Origin of the sequence: Bradyrhizobium sp. CCBAU 53338 (assembly GCF_015291665.1) — a bacterium.
In the GTDB taxonomy this organism is placed as follows: domain Bacteria; phylum Pseudomonadota; class Alphaproteobacteria; order Rhizobiales; family Xanthobacteraceae; genus Bradyrhizobium.
In genome coordinates this window covers 4,093,319-4,118,420 of sequence record NZ_CP030048.1, presented here as the reverse complement: position 1 = coordinate 4,118,420, position 25,102 = coordinate 4,093,319, and the positions used below count along the sequence as shown (strand labels likewise).

At 64.8% G+C, this 25,102-nt stretch carries 23 protein-coding genes; 13 read left to right on the top strand and 10 right to left on the bottom strand.

Annotated elements, in window-relative coordinates:
• Positions 1-36: 36 nt before the first annotated feature.
• Positions 37-2,913: a valine--tRNA ligase gene (locus XH90_RS19350; RefSeq protein ID WP_194475948.1), complete on the top strand. Its 2,877-nt coding sequence runs from the start codon at positions 37-39 to the stop codon at positions 2,911-2,913.
• Positions 2,914-2,915: 2 nt separating this feature from the next.
• Here XH90_RS19350 and XH90_RS19345 read toward each other — a convergent pair whose 3' ends face one another.
• A complete protein-coding gene (locus XH90_RS19345) occupies positions 2,916-3,518 on the bottom strand; it encodes a DNA-3-methyladenine glycosylase (RefSeq protein ID WP_194475947.1) in 603 nt (200 codons plus the stop codon).
• Positions 3,519-3,648: 130 nt separating this feature from the next.
• On the opposite strand from XH90_RS19345, the gene lipA reads away from it, so the two are divergent.
• Positions 3,649-4,605: a lipoyl synthase gene (lipA, locus tag XH90_RS19340; protein WP_194475946.1), complete on the top strand. Its 957-nt coding sequence runs from the start codon at positions 3,649-3,651 to the stop codon at positions 4,603-4,605.
• A 6-nt stretch (positions 4,606-4,611) separates the two neighbouring features.
• Positions 4,612-5,094 carry a type II toxin-antitoxin system RatA family toxin gene (locus XH90_RS19335; protein WP_194475945.1) on the top strand — a complete coding sequence of 161 codons (483 nt, stop codon included), beginning with the start codon at positions 4,612-4,614 and terminating at the stop codon, positions 5,092-5,094.
• A 730-nt stretch (positions 5,095-5,824) separates the two neighbouring features.
• Here XH90_RS19335 and XH90_RS19330 read toward each other — a convergent pair.
• Positions 5,825-6,436: a CinA family protein gene (locus tag XH90_RS19330; protein ID WP_194475944.1), complete on the bottom strand. Its 612-nt coding sequence runs from the start codon at positions 6,434-6,436 to the stop codon at positions 5,825-5,827.
• A 3-nt stretch (positions 6,437-6,439) separates the two neighbouring features.
• Positions 6,440-7,621 carry a bifunctional 2-C-methyl-D-erythritol 4-phosphate cytidylyltransferase/2-C-methyl-D-erythritol 2,4-cyclodiphosphate synthase gene (locus tag XH90_RS19325; protein WP_194475943.1) on the bottom strand — a complete coding sequence of 394 codons (1,182 nt, stop codon included), beginning with the start codon at positions 7,619-7,621 and terminating at the stop codon, positions 6,440-6,442.
• Between the two features lie 281 nt (positions 7,622-7,902).
• On the opposite strand from XH90_RS19325, the gene dusB reads away from it, so the two are divergent.
• The 3 genes from dusB to ntrC are packed head-to-tail and all read left to right on the top strand — an operon-like array spanning position 7,903 to position 11,522.
• The gene (gene dusB / locus XH90_RS19320; protein ID WP_194482741.1) at positions 7,903-8,904 is read left to right on the top strand and encodes a tRNA dihydrouridine synthase DusB; all 1,002 of its coding nucleotides are present in this window, start codon (positions 7,903-7,905) and stop codon (positions 8,902-8,904) included.
• The gene (locus tag XH90_RS19315; protein ID WP_194475942.1) at positions 8,901-10,070 is read left to right on the top strand and encodes a nitrogen regulation protein NR(II); all 1,170 of its coding nucleotides are present in this window, start codon (positions 8,901-8,903) and stop codon (positions 10,068-10,070) included. The genes dusB and XH90_RS19315 overlap by 4 nt, the downstream gene beginning before the upstream one ends.
• A gap of 9 nt (positions 10,071-10,079) precedes the next feature.
• Positions 10,080-11,522, top strand: a complete 1,443-nt coding sequence (gene ntrC / locus XH90_RS19310; protein WP_194475941.1) for a nitrogen regulation protein NR(I) — start codon at positions 10,080-10,082, stop codon at positions 11,520-11,522.
• Between the two features lie 191 nt (positions 11,523-11,713).
• Here the strand turns inward: ntrC and XH90_RS19305 are convergent, their stop codons facing one another.
• Positions 11,714-11,860, bottom strand: a complete 147-nt coding sequence (locus XH90_RS19305) for a hypothetical protein (RefSeq protein ID WP_194475940.1) — start codon at positions 11,858-11,860, stop codon at positions 11,714-11,716.
• Between the two features lie 186 nt (positions 11,861-12,046).
• On the opposite strand from XH90_RS19305, the gene XH90_RS19300 reads away from it, so the two are divergent.
• From XH90_RS19300 to hflX, 4 genes are all read left to right on the top strand, one after another.
• Entirely contained in the window at positions 12,047-14,395 is a 2,349-nt protein-coding gene (locus XH90_RS19300) for a PAS domain-containing sensor histidine kinase (protein WP_194475939.1), read from the top strand.
• Positions 14,396-14,412: 17 nt separating this feature from the next.
• Entirely contained in the window at positions 14,413-15,783 is a 1,371-nt protein-coding gene (locus XH90_RS19295) for a sigma-54 dependent transcriptional regulator (protein WP_194475938.1), read from the top strand.
• A 248-nt stretch (positions 15,784-16,031) separates the two neighbouring features.
• Positions 16,032-16,280 carry an RNA chaperone Hfq gene (gene hfq, locus XH90_RS19290; protein ID WP_007591126.1) on the top strand — a complete coding sequence of 83 codons (249 nt, stop codon included), beginning with the start codon at positions 16,032-16,034 and terminating at the stop codon, positions 16,278-16,280.
• Between the two features lie 11 nt (positions 16,281-16,291).
• Positions 16,292-17,689, top strand: a complete 1,398-nt coding sequence (gene hflX / locus XH90_RS19285) for a GTPase HflX (protein ID WP_194475937.1) — start codon at positions 16,292-16,294, stop codon at positions 17,687-17,689.
• 14 nt (positions 17,690-17,703) lie between these two features.
• Here the strand turns inward: hflX and XH90_RS19280 are convergent, their stop codons facing one another.
• On the bottom strand, positions 17,704-18,162 hold the full coding sequence (locus XH90_RS19280) for a GNAT family N-acetyltransferase (RefSeq protein ID WP_194475936.1): 459 nt from the start codon (positions 18,160-18,162) through the stop codon (positions 17,704-17,706).
• 14 nt (positions 18,163-18,176) lie between these two features.
• On the bottom strand, positions 18,177-18,995 hold the full coding sequence (gene mazG / locus XH90_RS19275; RefSeq protein ID WP_194475935.1) for a nucleoside triphosphate pyrophosphohydrolase: 819 nt from the start codon (positions 18,993-18,995) through the stop codon (positions 18,177-18,179).
• Positions 18,996-19,122: 127 nt separating this feature from the next.
• Here mazG and queC point away from each other — a divergent pair, with 127 nt between their 5' ends.
• On the top strand, positions 19,123-19,836 hold the full coding sequence (queC, locus tag XH90_RS19270; protein WP_194475934.1) for a 7-cyano-7-deazaguanine synthase QueC: 714 nt from the start codon (positions 19,123-19,125) through the stop codon (positions 19,834-19,836).
• Between the two features lie 120 nt (positions 19,837-19,956).
• Here the strand turns inward: queC and XH90_RS19265 are convergent, their stop codons facing one another.
• From XH90_RS19265 to nthA, 3 genes are read right to left on the bottom strand one after another with little or no spacing between them, the layout of a single operon-like run.
• Positions 19,957-20,334, bottom strand: coding sequence for a nitrile hydratase accessory protein (locus tag XH90_RS19265; RefSeq protein ID WP_194475933.1), 378 nt, complete (start codon positions 20,332-20,334; stop codon positions 19,957-19,959).
• Positions 20,334-20,993, bottom strand: a complete 660-nt coding sequence (gene nthB / locus XH90_RS19260; RefSeq protein WP_194475932.1) for a nitrile hydratase subunit beta — start codon at positions 20,991-20,993, stop codon at positions 20,334-20,336. The genes XH90_RS19265 and nthB overlap by 1 nt, the downstream gene beginning before the upstream one ends.
• Complete coding sequence (gene nthA, locus XH90_RS19255; protein ID WP_194482740.1) at positions 20,990-21,622, bottom strand: nitrile hydratase subunit alpha; 633 nt, start codon at positions 21,620-21,622, stop codon at positions 20,990-20,992. Before nthA ends, nthB begins: the two co-directional genes overlap by 4 nt.
• Positions 21,623-21,743: 121 nt before the next feature.
• Here nthA and XH90_RS19250 point away from each other — a divergent pair, with 121 nt between their 5' ends.
• A complete protein-coding gene (locus XH90_RS19250; protein WP_194475931.1) occupies positions 21,744-22,550 on the top strand; it encodes an enoyl-CoA hydratase/isomerase family protein in 807 nt (268 codons plus the stop codon).
• Positions 22,551-22,736: 186 nt separating this feature from the next.
• On the opposite strand, the gene XH90_RS19245 is transcribed toward XH90_RS19250, so the two are convergent.
• Positions 22,737-23,720: a helix-turn-helix domain-containing protein gene (locus XH90_RS19245; protein ID WP_194475930.1), complete on the bottom strand. Its 984-nt coding sequence runs from the start codon at positions 23,718-23,720 to the stop codon at positions 22,737-22,739.
• A 177-nt stretch (positions 23,721-23,897) separates the two neighbouring features.
• Here XH90_RS19245 and XH90_RS19240 point away from each other — a divergent pair, with 177 nt between their 5' ends.
• Positions 23,898-25,094, top strand: coding sequence for a serine hydrolase (locus XH90_RS19240; protein ID WP_194475929.1), 1,197 nt, complete (start codon positions 23,898-23,900; stop codon positions 25,092-25,094).
• Positions 25,095-25,102 lie beyond the last annotated feature (8 nt).

Below are 25,102 nucleotides of genomic sequence, written 5' to 3'. Positions count from 1 at the left end.
TGACTTGAACCCCGCGTGCGGCTTTCTAGCAGCCCCATGATCGAGAAAAACTACCAGCCCGCCGATATCGAAGCCCGCATGTCCGTCGTGTGGGAGGACAGCCTTGCCTTCAAGGCCGGCCGTCCCGACCGCCGCGACGCGGTGCCCTTTACCATCGTGATCCCGCCGCCGAACGTGACGGGTTCGCTGCACATGGGCCACGCGCTCAACAACACGCTTCAGGACATCCTGTGCCGGTTCGAGCGCATGCGTGGCCGCGACGTGCTTTGGCAGCCCGGGACCGACCATGCCGGCATTGCCACCCAGATGGTGGTGGAGCGGCAGCTGCTGGAGCGCCAGCAGCCGGGCCGCCGCGAGATGGGCCGCGAGAAATTCCTGGAGCGGGTCTGGCAGTGGAAGGCCGAGAGCGGCGACACCATCATCAACCAGCTCAAGCGCCTCGGCGCCTCCTGCGACTGGTCGCGCGAGCGCTTCACCATGGACGAGGGCCTGTCCAAAGCGGTGGTCAAGGTGTTCGTCGAGCTGCACCGCGACGGCCTGATCTACAAGGACAAGCGCCTGGTGAACTGGGACACCAAGCTCTTGACGGCGATCTCCGATCTCGAAGTGCAGCAGACCGAGGTGAAGGGCCACCTCTGGTATCTGCGCTATCCGATCGAGGGCAAGACGTTCGACCCGGAGGATCGCTCGACCTTCATCGTGGTCGCTACGACGCGTCCTGAGACCATGCTCGGCGATACCGGCGTTGCCGTGCATCCCGAGGACGAGCGCTATTTGAAGCTGATCGGAAAGAACGTGATCCTGCCGCTGGTCGGCCGCAAGATCAGGATCGTTGCCGACGAATATTCCGATCCCGAGAAGGGTTCGGGTGCGGTCAAGGTGACGCCGGCGCACGACTTCAACGACTTCGAGGTCGGCAATCGTCACGGCCTGCGCCGCATCAGCGTGCTCGACAGGGAAGGTTGCCTCGATCTCGTCGACAACGAGGATTACCTGCGCGACCTGCCGGAAGGCGCCTCGCAATTCGCCGAGGAGTTCAACAAGGTCGACCGCTTCGCGGCGCGCAAGCGCATCGTCGAGCGGCTGGAATCCTTCGGCTTCATCGAGCGGATCGAGCCGCACACCCACATGGTGCCGCACGGCGATCGCTCCAACAGCGTGATCGAGCCGTACCTGACCGACCAGTGGTACGTCGACGCCAAGACGCTGGCGAGGCCTGCGATCGCGGCGGTGCGCTCGGGCGAAACCTCGTTCGTGCCGAAGAACTGGGAAAAGACCTATTTCGAATGGATGGAGAACATCCAGCCCTGGTGCATCTCGCGCCAGCTCTGGTGGGGCCATCAGATCCCGGCATGGTATGGCCCCGACGGCAAGGTGTTCGTCGCGGAGACCGAGGAAGAGGCGATCAGCCACGCGCTCGGCTACTACGTCGAGCAGGAAGTGATCACGGCCGAGCAGGGCCGCGAGATGGCGCTCGACCGCAACAAGCGTGAAGGCTTCATCACCCGCGACGAGGACGTGCTCGATACATGGTTCTCTTCGGCGCTGTGGCCGTTCTCGACGCTCGGCTGGCCCGAAGACGCGCCTGAGGTCAAGCGCTACTACCCGACCAACGTGCTGGTCACCGGCTTCGACATCATCTTTTTCTGGGTCGCCCGGATGATGATGATGGGCCTGCACTTCATGAAGGAAGTGCCGTTCTCGACGATCTACATTCACGCCCTCGTCCGCGACGAGAAGGGCGCCAAGATGTCGAAGTCGAAAGGCAACGTCATCGATCCGCTCAACCTGATCGACGAATACGGCGCGGACGCGCTGCGCTTCACGCTGGCGGCGATGGCGGCGCAGGGACGCGACATCAAGCTCGCCACCAGCCGCGTCGAGGGCTATCGCAATTTCGCGACCAAGCTGTGGAATGCCTCCCGCTTTGCGGAGATGAACCACTGCGCCGTGCCCGAAGGGTTCGAGCCGGCCAAGGCGAAGGAAACGCTCAACCGCTGGATCGCCCATGAGAGCGCGCACACCACGCGCGAGGTGACCGAGGCCATCGAAGCGTATCGCTTCAACGATGCCGCCGGCGCGATCTACCGCTTCGTCTGGAACGTCTATTGCGACTGGTATGTCGAACTCGCGAAGCCCGTGCTGCTCGGTCCTGATGGCCCCGCCAAGGACGAGACCCGCGCCATGGTCGCGTGGGCGCGTGACGAGATCCTGAAGCTGCTGCATCCCTTCATGCCCTTCATCACCGAGGAGCTGTGGGAGGTGACGGCCAAGCGCGACGGTCTGCTCGCTTTGGCGCCGTGGCCGCTGAAGCGGTCCGAACCGACGGCGGAGCAGCTCGCGATGCTCGCGGCGGCGGCCGGGCCGACCGATCCGCTGGTGTCGCCGGCGTTCGTGATGCCGATCTTCGATCATGCCGACTTCACCGATCCCAAGGCGGAAGCCGAGATCGGCTGGGTGATCGACCTCGTGACGCAGATCCGCTCGGTGCGCGCCGAGATGAACATCCCGCCGTCGACGCTGACAGCGCTTGTGCTCGCAGGCGCGTCGGCCGAAACCAAGGAGCGCGCTCCGCGCTGGACTGACGTCATCAAGCGCATGGCGCGGTTGTCGGACATTTCGTTCGCCGATCGCGCTCCTGATGGAGCCGTCCAGCTCCTCGTGCGCGGCGAGGTCGCCGCGTTGCCGCTCAAAGGCGTTATCGACGTCGCCGCCGAGCGCACGCGCCTCGACAAGGAGATCGCGAAGGCCGACGCCGACATCAAGCGGGCTGAGTCGAAACTCGCGAACGAAAAGTTCGTCGCCAACGCGGCCGAAGAGGTCGTCGAGGAAGAGCGCGAGAAGCGCGAGGCAGCGCTGGCCCGCAAGGCCAAGCTGCTCGAGGCGCTGGAGCGGCTGAAGCAGGCGTCGTAAGTCTATTTCGGAAACGGCTTGCTGAGGAATTTCGAGCCCCTGACGCCATAGCGCCAGGGCAGCTCGACCGCCTTGGTGATGCCGATCCGGATTCCGGTTGCCACCTCGACGTCCTCGGTCCGCGCATGCAGTGAGATCGGCGGCCGGTCCAGGGGCAGGGTGTTGTGCGCGATGGTGATCCCGAGCGCCTCCGTCAGCTTGCCCGGGCCCGAGCACAACGCATGCACATCCTGGAGATGACGGCGGCGCCGCATTGCCGCGATCCCATGCGTCGGTTCCAGCGCGCGGATCAAGACTGCGGCGGCGGTGCCTATTTCCTCGCAGACGAAGTTCACACACCAGTGGATGCCGTAGGAGCGATAGACGTAAGCGAAGCCGGGCGGACCGAACATGATCTGGTTCCGCGGCGTCGGGCCATTGTAGGAGTGCGCCGCCGGCTCGGTATGATGATAGGCCTCGACCTCGACGATGATCCCGCCGACGCCATCGACCAGCATGGTCGCGCCAATCAGGTCGTGGGCGACCTCGCGGACGCCGCGGTCGAAAAAACCGCGCTTCAGGGCCTTGCCGAGCCGCGGTGTGGAAGTCTTCGAGGTTGGAGCCATTCGAGGTGAGAATCGCCTGAGAACAGAGCAGGATATTGCCCATATCTGCCATGTTCCCTGAGGCGGCGCGAGCCGGGTTGCGGCAGGCAGCCAGACCGACTAGGTAGGACCTGAACAGACCGGACAGATCATGGTCGTTATTGTCGATACCATCACGAACCCGTTGCGCCCGCGTCACCCCGAAAAGGTGAATCGGCCGGACTCCGCTTCGCCGCCGAAGCCGGACTGGATCCGCGTCCGCGCGCCGAATACCCGCGGCTATGCCGACACCCGCAACATCGTGCGCGCCAACGGCCTGCACACGGTGTGCGAAGAAGCGGGGTGTCCAAACATCGGCGAGTGCTGGGACAAGAAGCACGCGACCTTCATGATCATGGGTGACACCTGCACCCGGGCCTGTGCGTTTTGCAACGTCAAGACGGGCCTGCCCAATGCGCTCGATGCAGCCGAGCCGCAGAATGTCGCCGAGGCCGTCGCCAAGCTTGGCCTTACCCACGTCGTCATCACCTCGGTCGACCGCGACGATCTCGCCGACGGCGGCGCCGAGCACTTTGCCCAGACCATTCGCGCGATCCGCACGGCGTGCCCGTCGACCACGATCGAGATCCTGACGCCCGACTTTCTGCGCAAGCAAGGCGCGCTGGAGGTGGTCGTTGCCGCGCGGCCCGACGTCTTCAACCACAATCTCGAGACCGTACCGTCGCGTTACCTGACGGTGCGGCCGGGCGCGCGTTACTTCCACTCCATCCGGCTGCTGCAGCGGGTCAAGGAGCTCGATCCCACCGTCTTCACCAAGTCCGGCATCATGGTCGGCCTCGGCGAGGAGCGCCACGAGGTGCAGCAGGTAATGGACGATCTGCGCTCGGCCGACGTCGACTTCCTGACCATCGGGCAGTATCTCCAGCCGACCCGCAAGCATCACGCCGTGATGCGATACGTGCCGCCGGACGAGTTCAGCTCTTACGAGAAGGTCGCCTACACCAAGGGCTTCCTGATGGTATCGGCAAGCCCGCTCACCCGCTCGTCGCATCACGCCGGCGAGGACTTTGCGAGATTGAAGGCCGCGCGGGCCGCAGCGGCCCGCTAGACTGACATGCCCAAATTTTCGAGCAAGCGCCGTGTCACTCACAGCGCATCCGAGATGTTTGATCTGGTCGCCGATGTCGAGCGCTACCCGGAATTCGTGCCGCTGTGCAGCGCGCTGAAAATCCGCCAGCGCATGGCCAAGCCCGACGGCACCGAGGTGCTGGTCGCCGACATGACGGTGTCGTTCAAGCTGGTCAAGGAATCCTTCACCAGCCGCGTGACGCTCGACCGCGCCAATCTGAAGATCCTGGTCGAATATCTGCAAGGTCCGTTCAGCAATCTCGAAAACCGCTGGACGTTCGAGCCGAAAGGCCAGCAGGAAGGCAACGACTTTTGCGACGTCGGCTTCTTTCTCGCCTATGAATTCAAGAGCCGCGTGCTGGCGATGCTGATGGGCTCGATGTTCGACGCAGCGTTCGCGCGGTTCTCCACCGCGTTCGAAAAGCGCGCCGACGCGATCTACGGCCGGCCGAAACTGGCGTCCTCGTAGCACGTTCTCTCGCCGTCGTCATCGCGAGGAACTCGCGATGACGGAGTACGAGGCCTGCACAGAGGGTCATTCGCTCTCGTCTCAATTTGCAGACACACCTTCTCATCCTCGCGGCGCGTTGCGCCCGAGCCTTGCATCGCCGCATCATCCCTCCGATGTCAGAGGGTGCAGGGAAGACCGGGTGCCGGCTGGCACCCGCGGTCCACTGTGCGATATCTGCGCTACAAGAGGCTGCACAGCGGCATACAGGTGAAGCCAAAACATCCGGCCTTCCCTGCGCAGTGGGTTGACGGCTTATGCCGTGGTCTCCCCGGGGAGCGATGCACTATTGCCCCCGTCGCCTTGCAGATGGCTGATGCGCGGGCCCGGTTGGGCTGCACGCATCACCGCAAGACTTGACGCACAGACTCCGGGCGTCAGGACGACACGGTTTTGCCGTACGCCGTCACACCGGTCGTGTGCGCGAGGCCTTTGCTCACGGTTGCCCGCCCTGCAAAACCCTTCGCGCCGGTGTGACCAACGTCCACCACGGCTCATCCCACGTTCGTGACGATCGCGATACGCCCCCTGACCGGGATGAGGTGGCGGATGTCTACTGCAAATCAGAAATTCGGTAAAGGAGAATATTTTCGCCAGCGACGATTGACCCGCTGATCGGGTGTTTTGCTCGTCGGGCAACGCAACCTCTTGTAGCCCGGATTGCCCTTCGCTCCATCCGGGCGACGGGACTTCAACGCCGCGGCGAACGCGGCGGCCTTCGTTTCACGGCGTGCCTTCGCGGCGAGCGGGTGGCACGGGGACGGAGCCGCGTTGCCGCCGCGGCGCGGCGCGGCTTGGCAGGGGCTTGCGGGCCGCGGGCGAGTTCCATCAGCATGCGGAGCGCCTCGACCACCGAGCGTTGACGGACCGCCGTGCGGCCGATCGCGCCAAAACGCTGCTCGCGATGGATGATGCGGCCGTCGCGCGCGGCGGCGGCAAAATGCACGAGGCCGACCGGCTTGCCGGGCGTGGCGCCGCCGGGGCCGGCAATGCCGGTGATGGCGACCGCAAGATCGACGCCGGCGCGCTCCAGTGCGCCGATGGCCATCGCGGTCGCAGTCTCTTTGCTGACGGCTCCGAAATTGGTGAGCGTGCCGGCCTCGACGCCCAGCATCGCGCGCTTGGCATCGTTGGAATAGGTGACGAAGCCGCGGTCGATCACGTCCGACGAGCCGGGGATGTCGGTCAGGGCGCCGGCGACGAGACCCCCGGTGCAGGACTCGGCGGTCGCAATCGTCAGCTTGCGCATCCGGCATAGATCGAGCAGCGAGCGGGAGAGGGCGCGTGCGTCGCTGCCGCCCATGGTCTAGACGCTCCAGGGAAGGCGGATGGTGGCGCTCGCGGTGGCCGCGATGCCTTCCTCGCGGCCGGTGAAGCCGAGCCGCTCGCTGGTCGTCGCCTTCACGGCGACCCGGGAGATGTCGACGCCGGAGATTTCGGCGATCCGCGCGCGCATGACGTCACGCAGCGGGCCGATCTTCGGCCGCTCACAGATCATGGTGACCTCGAGATTGGCGATGCGCCCGCCGCGCGCCGTGACGCGCTCGATGGCGTATTTCAGGAACCGGTCGGAGGAGGCGCCCTTCCACTTCGCATCGCTCGGCGGGAAGTGCGAACCGATATCGCCGTCGGCGAGCGCGCCGAGGATGGCATCGACCAGCGCATGCAGGCCGACGTCGCCGTCGGAATGCGCCAGGAAGCCTTTGGTGTGCGGCACGCGCACGCCGCAGAGCATGAGATGGTCGCCATCGCCGAAGGCGTGCACGTCATAGCCCGTGCCGGTCCTGATGTCGCCGAGCAGGCTGGCAAGGCGCGCTTCCTCGCGCACGAAATCTTCCGGGGTGGTGAGCTTCATATTGGCAACATCGCCTTCAAAGGTCGCAACCGTCAATCCCGCCCATTCGGCGATCGCAGCATCATCGGTGAAATCAGATCGTCCGTCCTTTGCCGCGCGACGATGCGCTTCGAGGATGACATCGAAACGAAAGGATTGCGGCGTCTGCGCGATTCGCAAGGCTGCCCGGTCCGGCGTGTCCTCGACATCGCCGCTCGCGCTGGTGACCTTGATGGTGTCGGTGACAGGGACAACGGGGATCGCGGCGCCCGTGCGGCCTGCCGCCTCGATCGCGCGCGAGATCACGCCCGAAGAGACGAAGGGGCGCGCGGCGTCGTGGATCAGAACGATGTCGGGCTTGTGCCTGGCCAGCGCTTCGAGGCCTGACAGCACCGAGGCCTGACGCGTCGCACCACCATTGGTCGGCGCCTCGTGCTTGAGGCCTGCGACCGCGGCCGTGAAGATGGCGCTGTCGTCGGGATTTACCACCGGCTGCACGGCGAACACGTCGGGGTGGGTGCTGAACGCTTCCATTGCGCGATAGATCACGGGCACGCCGCCGATCTGGCGATATTGCTTGGGACCGCCGACGCCTGCGCGCAGGCCACGTCCGGCCGCGACAAGAACGACTGCGGTGCGCTGTGATTTCGCCATAGGACTCAAATATTCAGCTGTTAAGGGAAGAGTCGGAAGAGGGGTGATTGCCGGCATGCCTCTAGCACGGCAGGCCCGCAAAAAAAGGGGGTTTCCCCGGATTGTGGGATTCAGCATTTTGCTGCACTGCACTTGAAAGATCTGCAGAACTGTCTAAACTGTAGGCATGGCGCTTGACTGCACAAGAATTGTGCGCAAGATAGGCCATGGCAGGCGCGATGAGGCCCTGCCCACGCAACGAGACCCCTGTGACCGGCTCGGCAGTATCAGGCTCTAAGCCGTTGAAAATAGGCGATATTGATATCGCCAATCCGGTCTTCCTGGCACCGATGTCGGGAGTGACGGACTCACCAGTTCGCAGGCTTGCCGCCGAGCTTGGAGCCGGCTTGGTCGTCTCTGAAATGACCGCCAGCGATGAACTCGCCAACGGCCACCGCATGTCGCGGTTGCGCTGCGAAGCGACCGGGGTCGGCCCGCATGTGGTCCAGCTCGCCGGCTGCGAGGCGCATTGGATGGCGGAGGGCGCCAGGATCGCCGAAGCCGAGGGCGCCGACATCATCGACATCAACATGGGCTGTCCGGCACGCCACGTCACCGGCGGCCAGTCCGGCTCGGCCCTGATGCGCGATCTCGATCACGCCGTGAGCCTGATCGAGGCCACGATATCAGCCGTGAAAGTGCCGGTGACGCTGAAGATGCGACTCGGCTGGGACGATCGCACCCGCAACGCTCCCGAGCTGGCGCGTCGTGCGGAGACCGCCGGCGTCAAGCTCGTCACCGTCCATGGCCGCACTCGCTGCCAGTTCTACAAGGGCGAGGCCGATTGGGATGCGATCCGCGCGGTCCGCGAGGCCATCACCATTCCGCTCGTCGTCAATGGCGACATCACCACTTTCGAGAAGGCGCTCGCGGCGCTCGAGGCCTCGGGCGCCGACGCCGTGATGATCGGCCGCGGCGCGCAGGGCCAGCCCTGGCTGCCCGGCGAGATCGGCCGCCGCCTGAACGGCGGGGCGGCCGAAGCCACGCCGTCGCTCGCCACGCAGCTGAATTACGTCCGCACACTTTATGACGGCGTCTGCGCGCTCTACGGCATGCGCGTGGGCCTCAAGCATGCACGCAAACATCTCGGCTGGGCGCTCGATGTTGCTGCCGAAGCGAGCAGCGTCCCGGTCGAGACGTTGAAGGCCTGGCGCCAGAAGATTCTGACGTCTGAGGATCCGCATCTGGTCCACAAGTCGCTGCAAGATGCGTACGACGACTTCGCATGGAGCGCCGCTGCATGACCTCAGCCGCCGACCATCGCAAGCCGACCGACAGCGACGCGATTCTCGATGCCTTGCCCAATCCCGTTCTCATGATCGGGCCGGACGGCAAGATCGTCGCCGCCAATATCGCGACCGAAGCGTTCTTCGATATCTCGACACAGTTCCTGAAGCGGCAGTCGCTGAAAGAGCTGGTGCCGTTCGGAAGTCCCTTGCTGGCCTTGATCGACCAGGTGCGCTCGTCGAATTCGCCGGTCAACGAGTACAAGGTCGATCTCGGCACGCCGCGCATGGGCGGCGATCGTCAGGTCGATCTCCACGTCGCCCCGCTGACCGAGCGGCCGGGCCATATCGTTGTGATGCTCCAGGAGCGTTCCATCGCCGACAAGATGGACCGGCAGCTCACCCACCGCAGCGCCGCGCGCTCGGTGATCGCTCTGGCAGCCATGCTGGCGCATGAGATCAAGAATCCGCTCTCCGGCATCCGTGGCGCGGCGCAGTTGCTCGAGCAGCAGGCCTCGACCGAAGACCGCATGCTGACGCGGCTGATCTGCGACGAGGCCGACCGCATCGTGACGCTGGTCGACCGCATGGAGGTGTTCGGCGACGAGCGGCCCGTGGTGCGCGGCCCCGTCAACATCCATTCGGTGCTCGATCACGTGAAGCGGCTGGCGCAGTCCGGCTTTGCCCGCAACATCCGCTTCATCGAGGATTACGATCCCTCGCTGCCGCCGGTGCTGGCGAACCAGGATCAGCTCATCCAGGTTTTCCTCAATCTGGTGAAGAACGCCGCCGAAGCGCTAATCGACGTGCCCGACGCCGAGATCCAGCTCACCACCGCATTCCGCCCAGGCGTGCGCCTGTCAGTCCCCGGTCAAAAAACCCGGGTATCCCTGCCGCTTGAATTCTGCGTGAGGGACAATGGACCAGGCGTACCTGATGATCTTCTGCCCAACCTGTTCGATCCCTTCGTGACCACCAAGCAGACCGGCTCTGGCCTCGGTCTTGCTCTGGTTGCCAAGATCGTCGGCGATCACGGGGGCATCATCGAATGCGAGTCTCAGCCGCGCAAGACCACCTTCCGCGTGCTGATGCCGATGTACTCGACATCGGCCAGGACAACCGATCACAGCAGTCGCGACGGCTCTGCCGGGAAGTCGTCGTCTGCATCACAGGGGGCAAAATGAGGATTAACGATGCCCGCAGGTAGCATTCTCGTAGCTGATGACGACACCGCCATCCGCACGGTTCTCAACCAGGCACTTTCCCGAGCCGGGTACGAAGTCAGGCTGACCGGCAACGCCGCGACGTTGTGGCGTTGGGTCAGCCAGGGGGAGGGCGATCTCGTCATCACCGACGTGGTGATGCCGGACGAAAACGCCTTCGACCTGCTGCCGCGGATCAAGAAGATGCGGCCGAATTTGCCCGTCATCGTCATGAGCGCACAAAACACCTTCATGACGGCGATCCGCGCCTCCGAGCGTGGGGCGTACGAATACCTGCCGAAGCCCTTCGACCTGAAGGAGCTGATCGCGATCGTCGGCCGCGCGCTCGCCGAGCCGAAAGAGCGGGTTGCAACGCCCGACGACGACGCCGAGATGGAGGCGATCCCGCTGGTCGGCCGGTCGCCGGCCATGCAGGAAATCTACCGTGTGCTCGCACGGCTGATGCAGACCGACCTCACCGTGATGATCACGGGCGAGTCCGGCACCGGCAAGGAGCTGGTGGCGCGCGCGCTGCACGATTACGGCAAGCGCCGCAACGGCCCGTTCGTCGCGGTCAACATGGCGGCGATCCCGCGCGATCTCATCGAGTCCGAATTGTTCGGCCACGAGCGCGGCGCGTTCACCGGCGCCAACACGCGGGCCTCCGGCCGGTTCGAGCAGGCCGAGGGGGGCACGCTGTTCCTGGACGAGATCGGCGACATGCCGATGGAGGCGCAGACCCGATTGCTGCGCGTGCTGCAGCAGGGTGAATACACCACCGTCGGCGGTCGCACCCCGATCAAGACCGACGTGCGCATCGTCGCGGCCTCCAACAAGGATCTGCGCGTGCTGATCCAGCAGGGGCTGTTCCGCGAGGATCTGTTCTTCCGCCTCAACGTCGTGCCGCTGCGGCTGCCGCCCTTGCGCGAACGCATCGAGGACTTGCCGGATCTCGTGCGTCACTTCTTCGCTCTCGCCGAGAAGGACGGATTGCCGCCGAAGAAGCTCGACGCGCTGGCGCTGGAGCGGCTGAAGCAGCATCGCTGGCCCGGCAACGTGCGCGAGCTGGAGAACCTCGCCCGCCGCCTCGCCGCGCTCTATCCGCAGGACGTGATCACGGCCTCCGTCATCGACGGCGAGCTGGCGCCGCCCTCGGTCAGCCCGGGGGCCGCGGTCCAGCAGGGCGTCGACAATCTCGGCGGCGCGGTGGAAGCCTATCTCTCGTCGCACTTCCAGGGTTTTCCGAACGGCGTGCCGCCGCCGGGCCTCTATCACCGCATCCTCAAGGAGATCGAGGTGCCGCTGCTGACGGCCGCGCTCGCCGCCACCCGCGGCAACCAGATCCGCGCGGCCGACCTGCTCGGCCTCAACCGCAACACGCTGCGGAAGAAGATCCGAGATCTCGATATCCAGGTGTACAGGAGCGGGGGCTAATCATCGCGACAAACGCTCAACGCGTTTGCGCGGGAGTGGCTCAGCTCCCCCTACCAAAGCGGAGCTGAGCCTGTCCGGATCGCGCTGGCCGTTGTGGTCTGCGCGGTGAGCAGAAGTCCGGATCGGGCTGAATGTTCCGCTGGAACACAGGAAAATGAAGCGTCGGGCCGCAGGGCGTGGCGTCTCATCATCTATCTGATGAGGCGCGCCATGATCGGCTGAATATTGGCCATCTCCGCCGTCTGCTCCTGCCTGCTTGAGCCGTTGACCAGAAGGTCAGAGGCCACGATCAGCAGCAGCACCGCCGAGACCATGATTGCGAGAAATATTCTTTCCATGCCGGTTTAAGCCGGAATGGCCGGATTCCGTTCCGGGGAAACTCGCCGGTGGCCACCATCGTCTGTGGATGCGCCCGCCCGCCGCGGGATAGACGCCGCGGAATTGTCGCAATTCGGCAACAATGTGGTACGAATACATCAGTATCCGCGCGTCGCGGACCTGTTTTCAGCACCCCATTGCCCGGAATGACCAGCGCAGACACCTCGGCCGCATCCTTTGACACGGCTCCAGCGGAAGAGCCCCGGCGCTGGTCGGTGTGGCGCTGGCTGGGACCGTTTGCCGTTGCGCTGGCGTTGCTGTCGGCGCTCCTGACTTTCCTGGTCTTGACCGGGTTGACCAGCATCGAGCCGACCCCGGAGGTCGTCAGCTCCTTCTTGGCGATCAATGCCGGCACCATCCTGCTCCTGATCGGGATCATCGGCCGCGAGGTCTGGCAGATGATCCAGGCCCGCCGGCGGGGACGGGCAGCGGCGCGGCTGCATGTCCAGATCGTCGGTCTGTTCTCGATCGTCGCCGTGCTGCCGGCGGTGCTGGTCGCCGTCGTCGCCAACGTCACGATCGAGCGCGGCCTCGACCGGCTGTTCTCGGGTCCGACCAAGGAAGTGATTCAGAACTCACTGACGATCGCGCGCGCCTATGTGCAGGAGCACGCGCAAGTGATCCGCGGCGACATCCTCGGCATGGCCAACGACGTCTCGCGCGTTCCGATGCTGTTCGACCAGGACCGCCAGTCGTTCCTGCAGCTCCTGACCTCGAGCGCGGCGGCACGCAACCTGCCGGGCGCGATGCTCATGGGCAAGGACGCCAATCCGATCCTGTCGGCGGAAACCGGTGGCGTTCCGCTCGCCTTTGCGCCGCCTGCGCCGGAGTTTCTTCAGAACGTCAACGAGAACGAGCCCGAGATCGCGGTCTTGCCCGATCAAAATCTGGTGGCCGCCGTGATCAGGCTCAGGGGCTTCACCAACACCTTCCTCTACGTCGCGCGCCCCCTCGATCCGAGGGTCGTCGCCCAGCTCAGGCAGACCGAGCTGAGTGTCGCCGAATACGCCCAGATCGAGTCGCGCAAGCTCGGGATTCAGGTCGCGTTCGCGCTGATGTTCGCGGTGATCGCGCTGACCATCCTGATGGCCTCGGTGCTGATCGGGCTCAACTTCGCAAACTCTCTGGTGGCGCCGATCCGGCGGCTGATGAACGCCGCCAACACCGTCTCGACCGGCGATCTGCATGTCCAGGTGCCCGTGCACAAATCGGAAGGCGATTTGGCCCAGCTCGGCGAGACCTTCAACAAGATGACGCAGGAACTGCGCAGCCAGCGCGACGAGCTCGTCAACGCCAGCGACCTCATCGACAGCCGCCGCCGCTTCATCGAGGCCGTGCTGTCGTCGGCGAGCGCCGGCATCATCGGTGTCGACACCTCCGGCAGCGTCGGCATCCTGAATCGCTCCGCCGAGAAGCTGATCGGGCATTCCGAGGCCGAGACGCTCGGCCATCCGCTCTCCGACGTGCTGCCCGAACTCGAGGAGATGATGACGACGGCGCGGGAAGGGACCCAGCGCCTGGTGCAGGGCCAGATCACGATCACGCGCGACGGCACCGAGCGCAATCTGTCGGTGCGGGTCAGCGCCGAGAAGAACCAGCCGCACGACAGCTACATCATCACGCTCGACGACATCACCGAGCTGGTCTCGGCGCAGCGCACCTCGGCCTGGGGCGATGTCGCGCGCCGCATCGCCCACGAGATCAAGAATCCGCTGACGCCGATCCAGCTCTCGGCCGAGCGCATCCGCCGCAAGTTCGGCAAGGACATCACCGAGACCAAGGACAAGCAGATCTTCGACCAGTGCACCGACACCATCGTGCGCCAGGTCGATGACATCAGGCGCATGGTCGACGAGTTCTCGCGCTTCGCCCGGATGCCAAAGCCCGTGATGGAGGGCGAGGACGTCGCCGACACCGTGCGGCAGGCGGTGTTCCTGATGAAGGTCGCCCATCCCGAGCTCGATATCGAGGCCGAATTCAAGGAGGATCCGCTGCGCGCCCAGTTCGACCGGCGGCTGATCTCGCAGGCGGTCACCAACATCGTCAAGAACGCCACGGAGGCGATCGAGCAGGTGCCGCCGGAGGAGCTTGGCAAGGACGGGGGAAAGGGTCGCATCGACGTCGTGGTGTCGCGCGACGGCGAGGACGTGCTGATCGACGTCATCGACAACGGCATCGGCCTGCCCAAGGTCGCACGCTCGCGGCTGCTCGAGCCCTATGTGACGACGCGCGCCAAGGGCACCGGCCTTGGCCTCGCCATCGTCGGCCGCGTGCTCGAAGACCATGGCGGCCGTATCGAATTGAAGGACGCCTCCGACTTCCGCCAGGGCCAGCGTGGCGCCTGGATGCGGATGCGCTTTGCGATCTCCGGCCAGGCCAAGAAGGCCGATGGCGCCGTCGTGACGCAGGAAACAAAAGAGCCGGCGGCCGAAACCAAAGAGCCCGCTGAAAAGACCAATGATTCAACGAAAATCGAAGCCTCAACAGGCAGCTGACAAGACAGGCGCGACCCATGGCAAGTGAAATTCTGATTGTCGATGATGAGGCCGATATTCGGGATCTCGTTGCGGGCATCCTCGAAGACGAGGGTTTTGTCACCCGCACGGCACGCGACAGCGACTCGGCTTTGGCCGAAATCGCCAACCGCAGGCCGCACCTCGTCTTCCTCGACATCTGGCTGCAAGGCTCCAAGCTCGACGGCTTGCAGCTCCTGGAGCAGGTCAAGAAGGACAATGCCGACCTGCCTGTCGTGATGATCTCCGGCCACGGCAACATCGAGACCGCAGTCGCCGCGATCAAGCGCGGCGCCTATGACTTCATCGAGAAGCCATTCAAGGCGGACCGGTTGATCCTGGTCGCCAACCGCGCGCTGGAAAACTCGCGCCTCAAGCGCGAGGTGAAGGAGCTGAAGCAGCTCGCGCCGAGCGCCAGCCAGCTCGTCGGCCGCTCGCCCAGCATGAACCAGCTGCGCCAGACCATCGAGCGCGCGGCCAAAGCCAACAGCCGGATCCTGATCGTCGGCCCCGCCGGCGCCGGCAAGGAATTGACCGCGCGCACGCTGCACACGGCCTCGGGTCGCGCCGACGGTCCCTTCGTCGTCATCAACGCCGCGGCGATCACGCCGGAGCGGATGGAGCACGAGCTGTTCGGCGTCGAGCAATCCAACGGCGAGCAGCCGCGCAAGCCCGGCGCGCTCGAAGAGGCGCACGGCGGCACGCTGTTCATCGACGAGATCGCGGACATGCCGCGCGAGACCCAGAACAAGATTTTGCGCGTGCTCGTCGAGCAGTCGTTCCAGCGCGTCGGCGGCACCGCCAAGGTGCAGGTCGACGTCCGCATCATCTCCTCGACCGCGCGCAATCTCGAAGAAGAGATCGCGGCCGGCCATTTCCGCGAAGATCTGTATCATCGGCTGTCGGTAGTGCCGATCCGCGTGCCCGCGCTGTCGGAGCGGCGTGAGGACATTCCTGAGCTGATCGACTATTTCATGGAGCAGATCTCGGCCGGCAGCGGCCTGCCCAAGCGGCAGATCGGACAGGACGCGATGGCGGTGCTGCAATCGCATGTCTGGCCGGGTAATGTGCGCCAGCTCCGCAACAACGTTGAACGAGTCATGATTCTGGCTGCCGGCGGGCCGGAGGTGATCATCACCGCCGACATGCTGCCGCAGGACGTCGGTTCGATGGTCCCGGCGATGCCGACCAGCAACAATGGCGAGCACATCATGGGCCTGCCCCTGCGCGAGGCACGTGAAGTGTTCGAGCGCGACTATTTGATTGCCCAGATCAGCCGTTTCTCAGGAAATATTTCTCGTACGGCCGAGTTTGTTGGCATGGAACGTTCGGCGCTACACCGGAAGTTGAAGGCGCTCGGGGTCGGTTGACGCGCGACGGCGCGGCGCTACCTTTAGGGATATCTGAGGAAAATCATCTGTTTCCGTAATTTTTCGGAGAAAATCGGCGCGCCCTGCCGCGTGAAGCGGCTTGCCTAAAGTGTTCGCCTGCCTTCTAATCATCCTGCTGTTCCCTAGAGGGGGATCTCATGAGGGACGGCAACCGGACGAAGGCCCAAACTTTCAAAACAGGGCCGCGACCGGCGCTATAAAAAGAAACTCAAAGCGAGAAAAAAACAATGGCGGCAGACCGCGCACAAAACCTACAGGACACCTTCCTTAATCACGTTCGCAAAACCAAGACGCCACTGACGATCTTTCTGGTCAACGGAGTGAAGCTCCAGGGCATCGTGACCTGGTTCGACAACTTCTGTCTGCTGCTTCGGCGCGACGGTCATTCGCAGCTGGTCTACAAGCATGCGATCTCGACCATCATGCCGGGCGCTCCGATCCAGCTGTTCGAAGGCGGCGAGGATCAGCCGGCTTGAGAGTGATCTGATTGGAACCCCGGAATTTCGACGGGGATGCCGACCGTCCGCGGTCGGCAGGGGTTAAGCAGACGGGGCGGGTGCTTGTCATCGGCCCCTATTTGCGGGCGCGTGCGGGTAATGCCGACGCGCAATCGGAGAGCCATGCCTCTGCCAGTCATGTCCAGCGTGACGCCGAGGCCCGGCTCGACGAAGCCGCCGGCCTTGCGCGTGCGATTGATCTCGTCATTGCCGATGCCATCATTGCGCCGATCAGCCAGATCCGGCCCGCGACTTATATCGGCAAGGGCAAGGTCGAGGAGATTGCCGCGCTCGCCAAGAGTCTCGACGTCGAGCTCGTGGTGATGGACTGCGCGCTGGCGCCGATCCAGCAGCGCAATCTCGAGAAGGAATTGCATGCCAAGGTGCTCGACCGCACCGGGCTCATTCTCGAGATCTTCGGCCGCCGCGCCAAGACCAAGGAAGGCTCGCTCCAGGTCGAGCTCGCGCATCTCAACTACCAGCGTTCGCGCTTGGTGCGATCGTGGACCCATCTGGAGCGCCAGCGCGGCGGCTTCGGATTCATGGGCGGCCCCGGCGAGACGCAGATCGAAGCCGACCGCCGCCTCATCCAGGAGCGCATCACCAAGCTCGAGGGCGAGCTGAAGAAGGTGCAGGCAACGCGCCGTCTGCATCGCGCCGGGCGCCAGCGTGTGCCGTACCGCGTCGTCGCGCTGGTCGGCTACACAAATGCCGGCAAGTCGACACTGTTCAACCGCCTGACCCGCGCCGACGTGCAAGCCGCCGACATGCTGTTCGCGACGCTCGATCCCACCTTGCGGGCGCTGACACTGCCGCATGGCGGCAAGGCGATGCTGTCTGATACCGTCGGATTCATCTCCAATCTGCCGACCCAGCTCGTCGCCGCCTTCCGCGCCACGCTGGAGGAGGTGCTGGAAGCCGACGTCATCCTGCATGTCCGCGACATCTCGCATGAGGATGCCGAGGCCCAGCAGAGCGACGTCGACGCCGTGCTGCGCCAGCTCGGTATCAACCCCGACGATTCCGGCCGCATCATCGAGGTCTGGAACAAGATCGATCGTTACGATCCGGAGCAGCGCGAAGAGCTCTTGAACATCGCCGCGCGCCGGCCGGAGGATCATCCTGCGATGCTGGTCTCGGCCGTCTCAGGCGAAGGCATCGACGCGCTGCTCGCCGCGATCGAGGAACGGCTTGCCGCCAAACGCACCACGCTCGACCTCTCGATCGACGCTGCCGACGGCGCGGGAATCTCCTGGCTGCACCGCAATTCCGAGGTGCTGGCCAAGGAGCTGCACGACGGCCGCTTCGACATGACCGTGCGGGTGGACGAGACCAAGCGGGATATCGTGGTGAACAGGTTCGACGCGGTGCCGCGTTTGTCGGCGTGAGCCGCTTAGTTAAGTTACCGCGAAAGGTCGAGGCTTAGAAACTGGTTGTGCGCACTCGCCTGGTAGTCGGCGAACGGCGCGCAGGAGACGAAGCCAACGCTGCGATAGAGCGCGACGGCCGGAACGTGCAGGGGAGCCGTCCCAGTCTCCAGGCTCAGACGCGAATATCCGCGCTTTCGGCTTTCAGCGATGATGTGGTTCAGAATCGAGCGTCCGGCGCCGGTCCGCCGCACAGCGGGTGCGGCGCGCATCGACTTCACTTCGCCATGCGTTGCGTCCAGTTGCTTCAGCGCACCAAAACCAGCGAGCATATCGTCCTGCCAGGCCGTCCAGAACGTTACGGACGGAGCCGACAGGCCGCTCGCGTCGAGTGCCTGCGCGTGCTCCCCCATGACGCTGCGCAGCTCTTCGAGATGATGCGCCAACAAGGCGGCAACATGGGGCGCTTTCGGGTCGTCCTGTTTGATCTCCACTGCGTGTCCCCGTGTCAGGTTGCCGTCTTCGCCGCATTCCACAACGCGTCCATCTCCGCCAGCGACGCCTGCTCCAGCGTGCGGCCCTGCGCTTCCAGCGCCCGCTCGATATAGGCAAAGCGCTTTTCGAACTTCGCGTTGGTCGCGCGCAATGCGGCTTCGGGATCGGCATCGACGTGTCGGGCGAGGTTGACGAGGGCGAACATGAGGTCGCCGGTTTCTTCCGCAATCTCCTGCTTGTCGTTGCGGTCGAGCGCGGCCTCGATCTCGTCAGCTTCCTCGCGGATCTTTTGCAAGACAGCGCGCGGATCGTTCCAGTCGAAGCCGACCGTGGAGGCCTTGCGCTGCAGCTCCATTGCGCGCGTCAGAGCAGGCTGGCCGGCCTTGACGCCCGAGAGTAGCGATTGGTGCTTCGGTGCAGCTTCCGGCCGCCGGCGCGCGGCGCGCTCGGCTTTCTCCTCGGCCTTGATGCGGTCCCAGACCTCCTTGACGTGCGAGGAGGCGAGGTTGCCGTCCTTGTCGGCGAACACATGTGGATGGCGCCGGATCATTTTTCGAGTGATGGCCTCGACGACATCGCCGAACGAAAAAACGTTCTGCTCCGACGCCATCTGGGCGTGGAACACGACCTGCAAGAGCAGGTCTCCGAGCTCCTCGCGGAGATCGTCGAGGTCGCCGCGGTCGATGGCGTCGACCACCTCATACGCTTCCTCGATCGTGTACGGCGCGATCGTCGCGAAATTCTGCTCGAGGTCCCAGGGGCAGCCGGTCACCGGCTTGCGCAGCGCCGCCATGATCTCGATCAGGCGGGAAATGTCGCGGGAAGGGGTCATTGCGGGGCAGTCTCCTGGGTCCGAAACCTTATGCCAAAAGCGGGCCGCCGTTCCCAGCGGGGCGCGCCGGAAAGGGCCGATTTCCACCGATTGGCTGACACGTCCTGCAATGCTAAAGCGCAAGGCCATGAGTGACGCATTTTCATCACAAACCGCGCTGGTGCTGTTTTCCGGGGGCCAGGACTCCACCACCTGTCTCGCCTGGGCGCTGAGCCGCTTCGCCCGCGTGGAGACGCTGGGGTTCGAATACGGCCAGCGCCACGCCGTCGAGCTCGACTGCCGCGACCGGCTGGTCGACGGCATCAAGGGTCTTCGCGCGGATTGGGCTGCAAAACTCGGTGAGAGCCACACGTTGTCCATCCCGACCTTGGCGGCCGTGTCGGAGACGGCGCTGACGCGCGATGTCGCGATCGCAATGGGCGCCGACGGGTTGCCGAACACGTTTGTGCCCGGCCGCAATCTGGTGTTTTTGACGTTCGCCGCGGCGCTGGCCTATCGTCGGGGAATTACCCACATCGTCGGCGGCATGTGCGAGACCGACTATTCCGGCTATCCCGATTGCCGCGACGATACCATCCGCGCGATGCAGTCGGCGCTCTCGCTCGGTATGGCAAGGAAGTTCGAACTGCATACGCCGCTGATGTGGATCGACAAGGCCGCAACATGGAAGCTCGCGCATGACCTCGGCGGCGACGCGCTGGTCGATCTCATCCGCGAGCAGTCCCACACCTGTTATCTCGGCGAACGCGGCGCGCAGCACGATTGGGGCTATGGCTGTGGCGAATGCCCGGCGTGCAGCCTGCGCGCGAAGGGATGGCGGGAGTTTGTGGCGCAGAGGTAGCCAACGAAATGGTGTCATTGCCCGCGAAATGTTTAGTCTGGAGACATGGCTGACACCTGTTCGGACACATCACTGACTGGTTGGTCATTGGTCAAGCCGGGCGACGACAAACGGCACCAGCTAGCCAAAATCCTCCGGCTTTAGCTCGATCGGCTTGCCGTGCGGCGTGCGATCAGCCGCATGATCCCAGGCATTGCGATAGCGATGCAGTGTATCCATCGACGCGACGCCCTTGCGCGCGACGAGGCCCTCCAGTGTGGCGAGCCAGTGCAGATAGTAGGTCTCGCCGGTGTCAGGATCGCCGGCGGCCTGCGCGCGCTTGATTTCGTCGGCGAGTGCTGCAGCCCATTCGGGCCAGGTGAACACGCCACGGTCGTGCAGGCTCAAGGCCATCGCAAAGGCGTGGGCTTCCCAGGGCGCGCGGAAAACCGGGCCGTCATCGTCGCGCGGAATGCTCGGAATGGCCGCCGTCGCGGCGGCAGCAGCCTCACTGCTCATCACGCCGGGTCCAGGTAGGGCTCGAACGCATCGATCGAGACCTTCAGGGTCGGATCACCATCCGCGCCCCAGAGATCACGGCCTGCAAACACGACCGTATAGAGCCATTGCGGATTCTCGCCGAGCTCCATCGCGGCCGTGTCAGGAAACACGTGGCAGCCATGGTTCAGCTCGACCACGCCGACATGGCCGCGCACGTAGCGCGGCAGCCGCGTGTGCGTGGTGGGATGAATGTTCTTGGCGCGAACGCGATCGCCGATGTTGAATTTGGCGGGCGCAGGCGCTGGGCGGGCAAACTTGCCGCGCACCATGATGCGCTCGACATTGGCGAGATCGAACTTGCCGTGCTTGAGCGCCTTGCCGGGCTGCATCGCATGGCCGGCGGCAACCTCCTCGCGGGTAAGGTAGCCCTTCTCGATCAGCATCTCCTCGAGGCCGAGGAACCACTTCTTGTAGTAGGAGCTCGACAGGTACACGTGTGGCGGAAGCGTCTCGCGATAGAAGCGCGAGGTGTCGATGTTGAACGCACCGGCCGCGCCCATCGCGCGCACCATGGCGAGCACGCGCGACTCCCATTCCTCATGAAACATCGGCTCGTTCGGCTCGGCTTCGACCTTGCCGAACCCATCCATGCCGCCCATGTCATGGACGCCGTTCACGACGGCGCTCCCGGCGTTTTGGGAAACCCAGTGCCGATCATGGAGTCGCGCGTGACGAGCTCGGCGAGCTGTTCCTCGCTCCAGCCTTCGGTGCCCGCAGGGCGCATCGGCAGCACCAGGAAGCGCGTCTCGGCGGTGGAATCCCAGACCCGGATCTCAATGTCCTTCGGCAGTATGACGTCGAAGTCGGCGAGCACACCGCGCGGGTCCTTCACCGCACGCGAACGGTAGGGCGAGGCCTTGTACCAGACCGGCGGCAGACCCAGCATTTCCCAGGGGTAGCAGGAGCATAGCGTACACACGACCATGTTGTGACGCTGCGGCGTGTTCTCGACCACGACGAGATGGTCGCCGACGCGGCTGACATGGCCGAGCGTGCCGATCGCCTTGCTGCCGTCCTCCAGCAGCGCCTTCTTGAACGCCGGATCGGTCCAGGCCCTGGCGACGACGCGCGCGCCATTATGCGGGCCGATCTTGGTCTCGTAGGCCTGGATGATGGCGTCGAGCGCGGCCGGTTCGACATAGCCTTTTTCTGTCAGAATCGTCTCGAGCGCGCGCACGCGCAGCTCGGTCTCCGACAATTCCGAATGATCGTCGTCGTGATGATGGTGGTCGTGATCGTCGCTCATGGCCCGAAAGACTAAGCGCATGGCCCTTGCCTGTCGAGCATTCGTTGCGCCACGATCGGTCTCATATTCCTGACGCCGTTTGCGCGCTACGATCAAAGAAAAATCGACCTTGGAGGCGCCCATGAAAGACTTCGTCAAGATCGAGAAAGGTCTTGGGCCCGAGGGACGGATCGCGGTGGTGCGGTTCGACCGCGATGACGGCATCAACGCCCTGTCGCCGGACGCGATGCGCCAGCTCACGGCGGCCGCGCGCAGTTTCGAGGACGACGCGGCGACTTCCGTCGTGGTCTTGACGGGGAATGTGGGTGCCTTCAGCGCCGGTTTCGACCTGAAGGACGCCGAAGGGCGTGCGCGCAAGGAGATGGACCTTGGCACGCTGCGGCGGCATCTCAAGCTCGGACCGCGCCTGACGCATGCCTGGCACGAGATGGAGCAGATCACGATCGCCGCGATCGAAGGCTTCTGCATTGGCGGCGGCGTGGCGCTTGCTGTCGCGCTCGACTTTCGCGTCATGGGGAGCGACGCGCATCTGCGTGTGCCCGAGATCGGGCTCGGCATGAACATGAGCTGGCAGAGCATCCCGCGCATGCTGCATCTGATCGGACCTGCCCGCACCAAGCAGGCGGTGATCCTGGCCGATGAACGCATCACCGCCGACGAAGCCTATGAATGGGGCCTGGTCGAGCAGGTCGTGGACCCCGGCAGGGCCTTCGATGCCGCGATGGAGCTGGCCCGCAAGGTCGCCGCGCAGCCGCCGCTCTCGGTTGCCATGACCAAGCTCACCGTCAACCGGCTTGCGCATGCGCTGGACGATCTCGCCAGCCACATGGACCTCGACCAGTTCGCGCTGGCGAGCCTCAGCGACGACCACAAGGAAGGCGTCGAAGCGTTTTTGGGGCGCCGCAAGCCGCACTTCAAGGGGCGCTAGCTAGGCCATACGCTTGCGGGGACGATCCGGTCGATGGGCCGCGCGGTGCGACGACGATTCAGGGGGAGGGCGCATGACCGCCAGTTCGAAGGCACCTGAGGCGAAAGGCCTTCGCTGCTCGTGCAGAGCGCTGGCGGTTATCTGGCGCGCCGGGTTAATCGCCGGCCGCGGCACCGCTGATCCGCGTCAGGCGGCGAGCTTCGACCGCCGCAGCGTTTCCGAAGGCAGCTCTGAGAAATGGCGCTTATAGTCGAGCGAGAACTGGCTGAAGTGCCAGAAGCCGTACTGCACGGCGACGTCGTAGACTGACGCATCCGTGCCGCGCTTGAGGTCGCGCCGGACGCGGTTGAGCCGCATCGCGCGCCAATAATGCATCGGGCTCGTGCCCAACACCTCCTGGAAGCAATAGCCGAGCTTGCGCGGACTGGCGCCGACCGCCTTGCAGACCTCCAGCAGCGAGAGCGAGCGGTCGCCGCTGCCATGCATCAGCGCGCGGGCGCGGTCCACGGTGTGCTTGCGCGCCAGGGCGCTGCGGCCGGGATCGGCAGGGCGCGCCGTGGGCAGCATATCCATGATCTCGACGAGGAGCGCATCCTCCAGCGCCTGCCGGGCGGCCGGATCGTCAAAACGTTCGGGCGCGGTCGCGATGGTTTCCTGGATCGCGGCAAGATGGGTACGCAGCCGTGCGACCGGCGCCTCCGCCATCTCCATCGCCAGCAGTTGGTGCCAGACCGAACGCGGCAGCTCGATGCCGAGGTTGGCGGCAAGCTCCTCGATCAGAGCCACGCCGGTCACGACACCGCGGAGTTCAAACGCCTTCGGCGTGCACATGTCGACCTCGGCGTCGATGCAGGCGATCACTTGTTTGCCTGCAACGCTGGTGCCATTGCAATTGACCTCGCCATCGCCGCGCCAGGGCAGGCCGATGCCAAAGCTGTCGGCACCAAGTTGGCCGTATTGGCGGACCTGCTGGCTGGTGATCTCGCGGAACACATCGACGCGGGGGAGCGAGAGCTGGGTAAAGCTGCCGGAGAATGCGCCGGCGCTGATCTGGTCGTAATTCAGCCGCCAGCGGCCGAGCGCTGCGCAATGCTCGTCCACATCGGTGCTGCTCGCCTCGAACAGGTTTGCAGCCGAGTCTTGAATCGGAAGAATTGCGCTTAAGTCCATAATAATACGTCTGAATTTACAAGCCGGACAGCGAGCAAGGGCCGCGCCAGCTTGGCACGGCCCCGGGCGCTGTCCAGCAAAATATTGCGGGATCTCGATAACGCTCAGCGCGGCCGCTGTGCAGGCTGGCTCATTGCCATTCCCGGCAGCGAGGCCGGGCCTTGCGGAGGGATCGAGATGCGACCGACCGAGATCATGCGCGGCAGCCCGCCCGCGCCCGAGGTCCAGGTGACCCGCGCCAACTGGCGCAGTTTTCCCGCGATACGCTGGGGCTTCACTCACGTTCGCGAAGTGCTGCCGACCGCCGACATCCGCCGCTCCGCCCGACCGACGCCCATGCCGAGCGCGCCGCGCGAGTTGGCGAAGCTTGGCTTCACCGCGCCCGACGGCAAGGCGACCATGATCGAGGCGACGCTGCGGGAAACCTTTGCCGATGCGCTGCTGGTGATGCATCGAGGCACGCTGATCCACGAATGGTACGGCGACGGCATGAGCGTGATCACGCCGCACCTGATCTGCTCGATCAGCAAGGCGATCGCCGGCACGCTCGGCGGCGTACTTGCCGCGCGCGGCCTGGTCGATCCGGAAGCGAGGGTGGTGCGCTACATCCCGGAGCTCGAGACTTCGGTCTATGGCGGCTGCACGGTGCGCAACCTGCTCGACATGGCCGTCGCCATCCAGTTCGAGGAGGACTACGAGGACCCCGCCGGCGACGTCGCGCGCTACCGGTTCTCTTCAGGGTGGGACGTGCCGCCGCCTGGCGTCGAGCCAGGCCATCAACGGGCCTATCTCGCCACGCTGCGCGGCACCGGCAAGCCACACGGCAAGGTGTTTCACTACGTCTCGACCAACACCGAGGTGCTAGGCTGGGTCTATGAGCGTGCCTGCGGCATGCCTTACCATCGTATCCTCTCCGACTATCTCTGGCAGCCCTTGGGTGCCGAGGAGGACGGCTCGCTCACCCTCGATAGCCACGGCATGGGCCGCCTCGCGGGCGGTATCTCCGTGACCGCGCGCGATCTGCTGCGCTTCGGCGAGATGATGCGCAATCGCGGCGTGGTGGAGGGGCGGCAGGTGGTGCCGGGCTGGTGGATCGACGATATCAGAGAGAACGGCGATCCCAAGGCCTGGGCCGACGGCGACCTCGCCGAGTACTTCCCGGGTGCGCGCTACCGCAGCAAATGGTTCACGATCGACCCCTCGCGCAATGCGCTGACCGGGATCGGCATTCACGGCCAGCACCTCTATGTCGATCTCGATTCGGATACCGTCATCGTCAAGCTCGCGACGCAGCCCAAGGCGATGGACGTCCCGATCGACCAACGCTGGTTCGCGGCCTTCCGCGCCATCACGACACATCTCGCTCCACGCTGATTTCTGGA

Coding starts and splice junctions, on each gene's coding strand:
- XH90_RS19350 (WP_194475948.1), top strand. CDS start 37: ATGATCGAGAAAAACTACCAGCCCGCCGATATCGAAGCCCGCATGTCC.
- hfq (WP_007591126.1), top strand. CDS start 16,032: ATGGCGGCAGACCGCGCACAAAACCTACAGGACACCTTCCTTAATCAC.
- XH90_RS19330 (WP_194475944.1), bottom strand. CDS start 6,436: ATGGGCGGCAGCGACGCACGCGCCCTCTCCCGCTCGCTGCTCGATCTA.
- ntrC (WP_194475941.1), top strand. CDS start 10,080: ATGCCCGCAGGTAGCATTCTCGTAGCTGATGACGACACCGCCATCCGC.
- XH90_RS19240 (WP_194475929.1), top strand. CDS start 23,898: ATGCGACCGACCGAGATCATGCGCGGCAGCCCGCCCGCGCCCGAGGTC.
- queC (WP_194475934.1), top strand. CDS start 19,123: ATGAGTGACGCATTTTCATCACAAACCGCGCTGGTGCTGTTTTCCGGG.
- nthA (WP_194482740.1), bottom strand. CDS start 21,622: ATGAGCGACGATCACGACCACCATCATCACGACGACGATCATTCGGAA.
- XH90_RS19295 (WP_194475938.1), top strand. CDS start 14,413: ATGGCAAGTGAAATTCTGATTGTCGATGATGAGGCCGATATTCGGGAT.
- XH90_RS19325 (WP_194475943.1), bottom strand. CDS start 7,621: ATGGCGAAATCACAGCGCACCGCAGTCGTTCTTGTCGCGGCCGGACGT.
- mazG (WP_194475935.1), bottom strand. CDS start 18,995: ATGACCCCTTCCCGCGACATTTCCCGCCTGATCGAGATCATGGCGGCG.
- XH90_RS19305 (WP_194475940.1), bottom strand. CDS start 11,860: ATGGAAAGAATATTTCTCGCAATCATGGTCTCGGCGGTGCTGCTGCTG.
- XH90_RS19345 (WP_194475947.1), bottom strand. CDS start 3,518: ATGGCTCCAACCTCGAAGACTTCCACACCGCGGCTCGGCAAGGCCCTG.
- XH90_RS19315 (WP_194475942.1), top strand. CDS start 8,901: ATGACCTCAGCCGCCGACCATCGCAAGCCGACCGACAGCGACGCGATT.
- XH90_RS19250 (WP_194475931.1), top strand. CDS start 21,744: ATGAAAGACTTCGTCAAGATCGAGAAAGGTCTTGGGCCCGAGGGACGG.
- XH90_RS19335 (WP_194475945.1), top strand. CDS start 4,612: ATGCCCAAATTTTCGAGCAAGCGCCGTGTCACTCACAGCGCATCCGAG.
- XH90_RS19265 (WP_194475933.1), bottom strand. CDS start 20,334: ATGAGCAGTGAGGCTGCTGCCGCCGCGACGGCGGCCATTCCGAGCATT.
- XH90_RS19300 (WP_194475939.1), top strand. CDS start 12,047: ATGACCAGCGCAGACACCTCGGCCGCATCCTTTGACACGGCTCCAGCG.
- lipA (WP_194475946.1), top strand. CDS start 3,649: ATGGTCGTTATTGTCGATACCATCACGAACCCGTTGCGCCCGCGTCAC.
- XH90_RS19245 (WP_194475930.1), bottom strand. CDS start 23,720: ATGGACTTAAGCGCAATTCTTCCGATTCAAGACTCGGCTGCAAACCTG.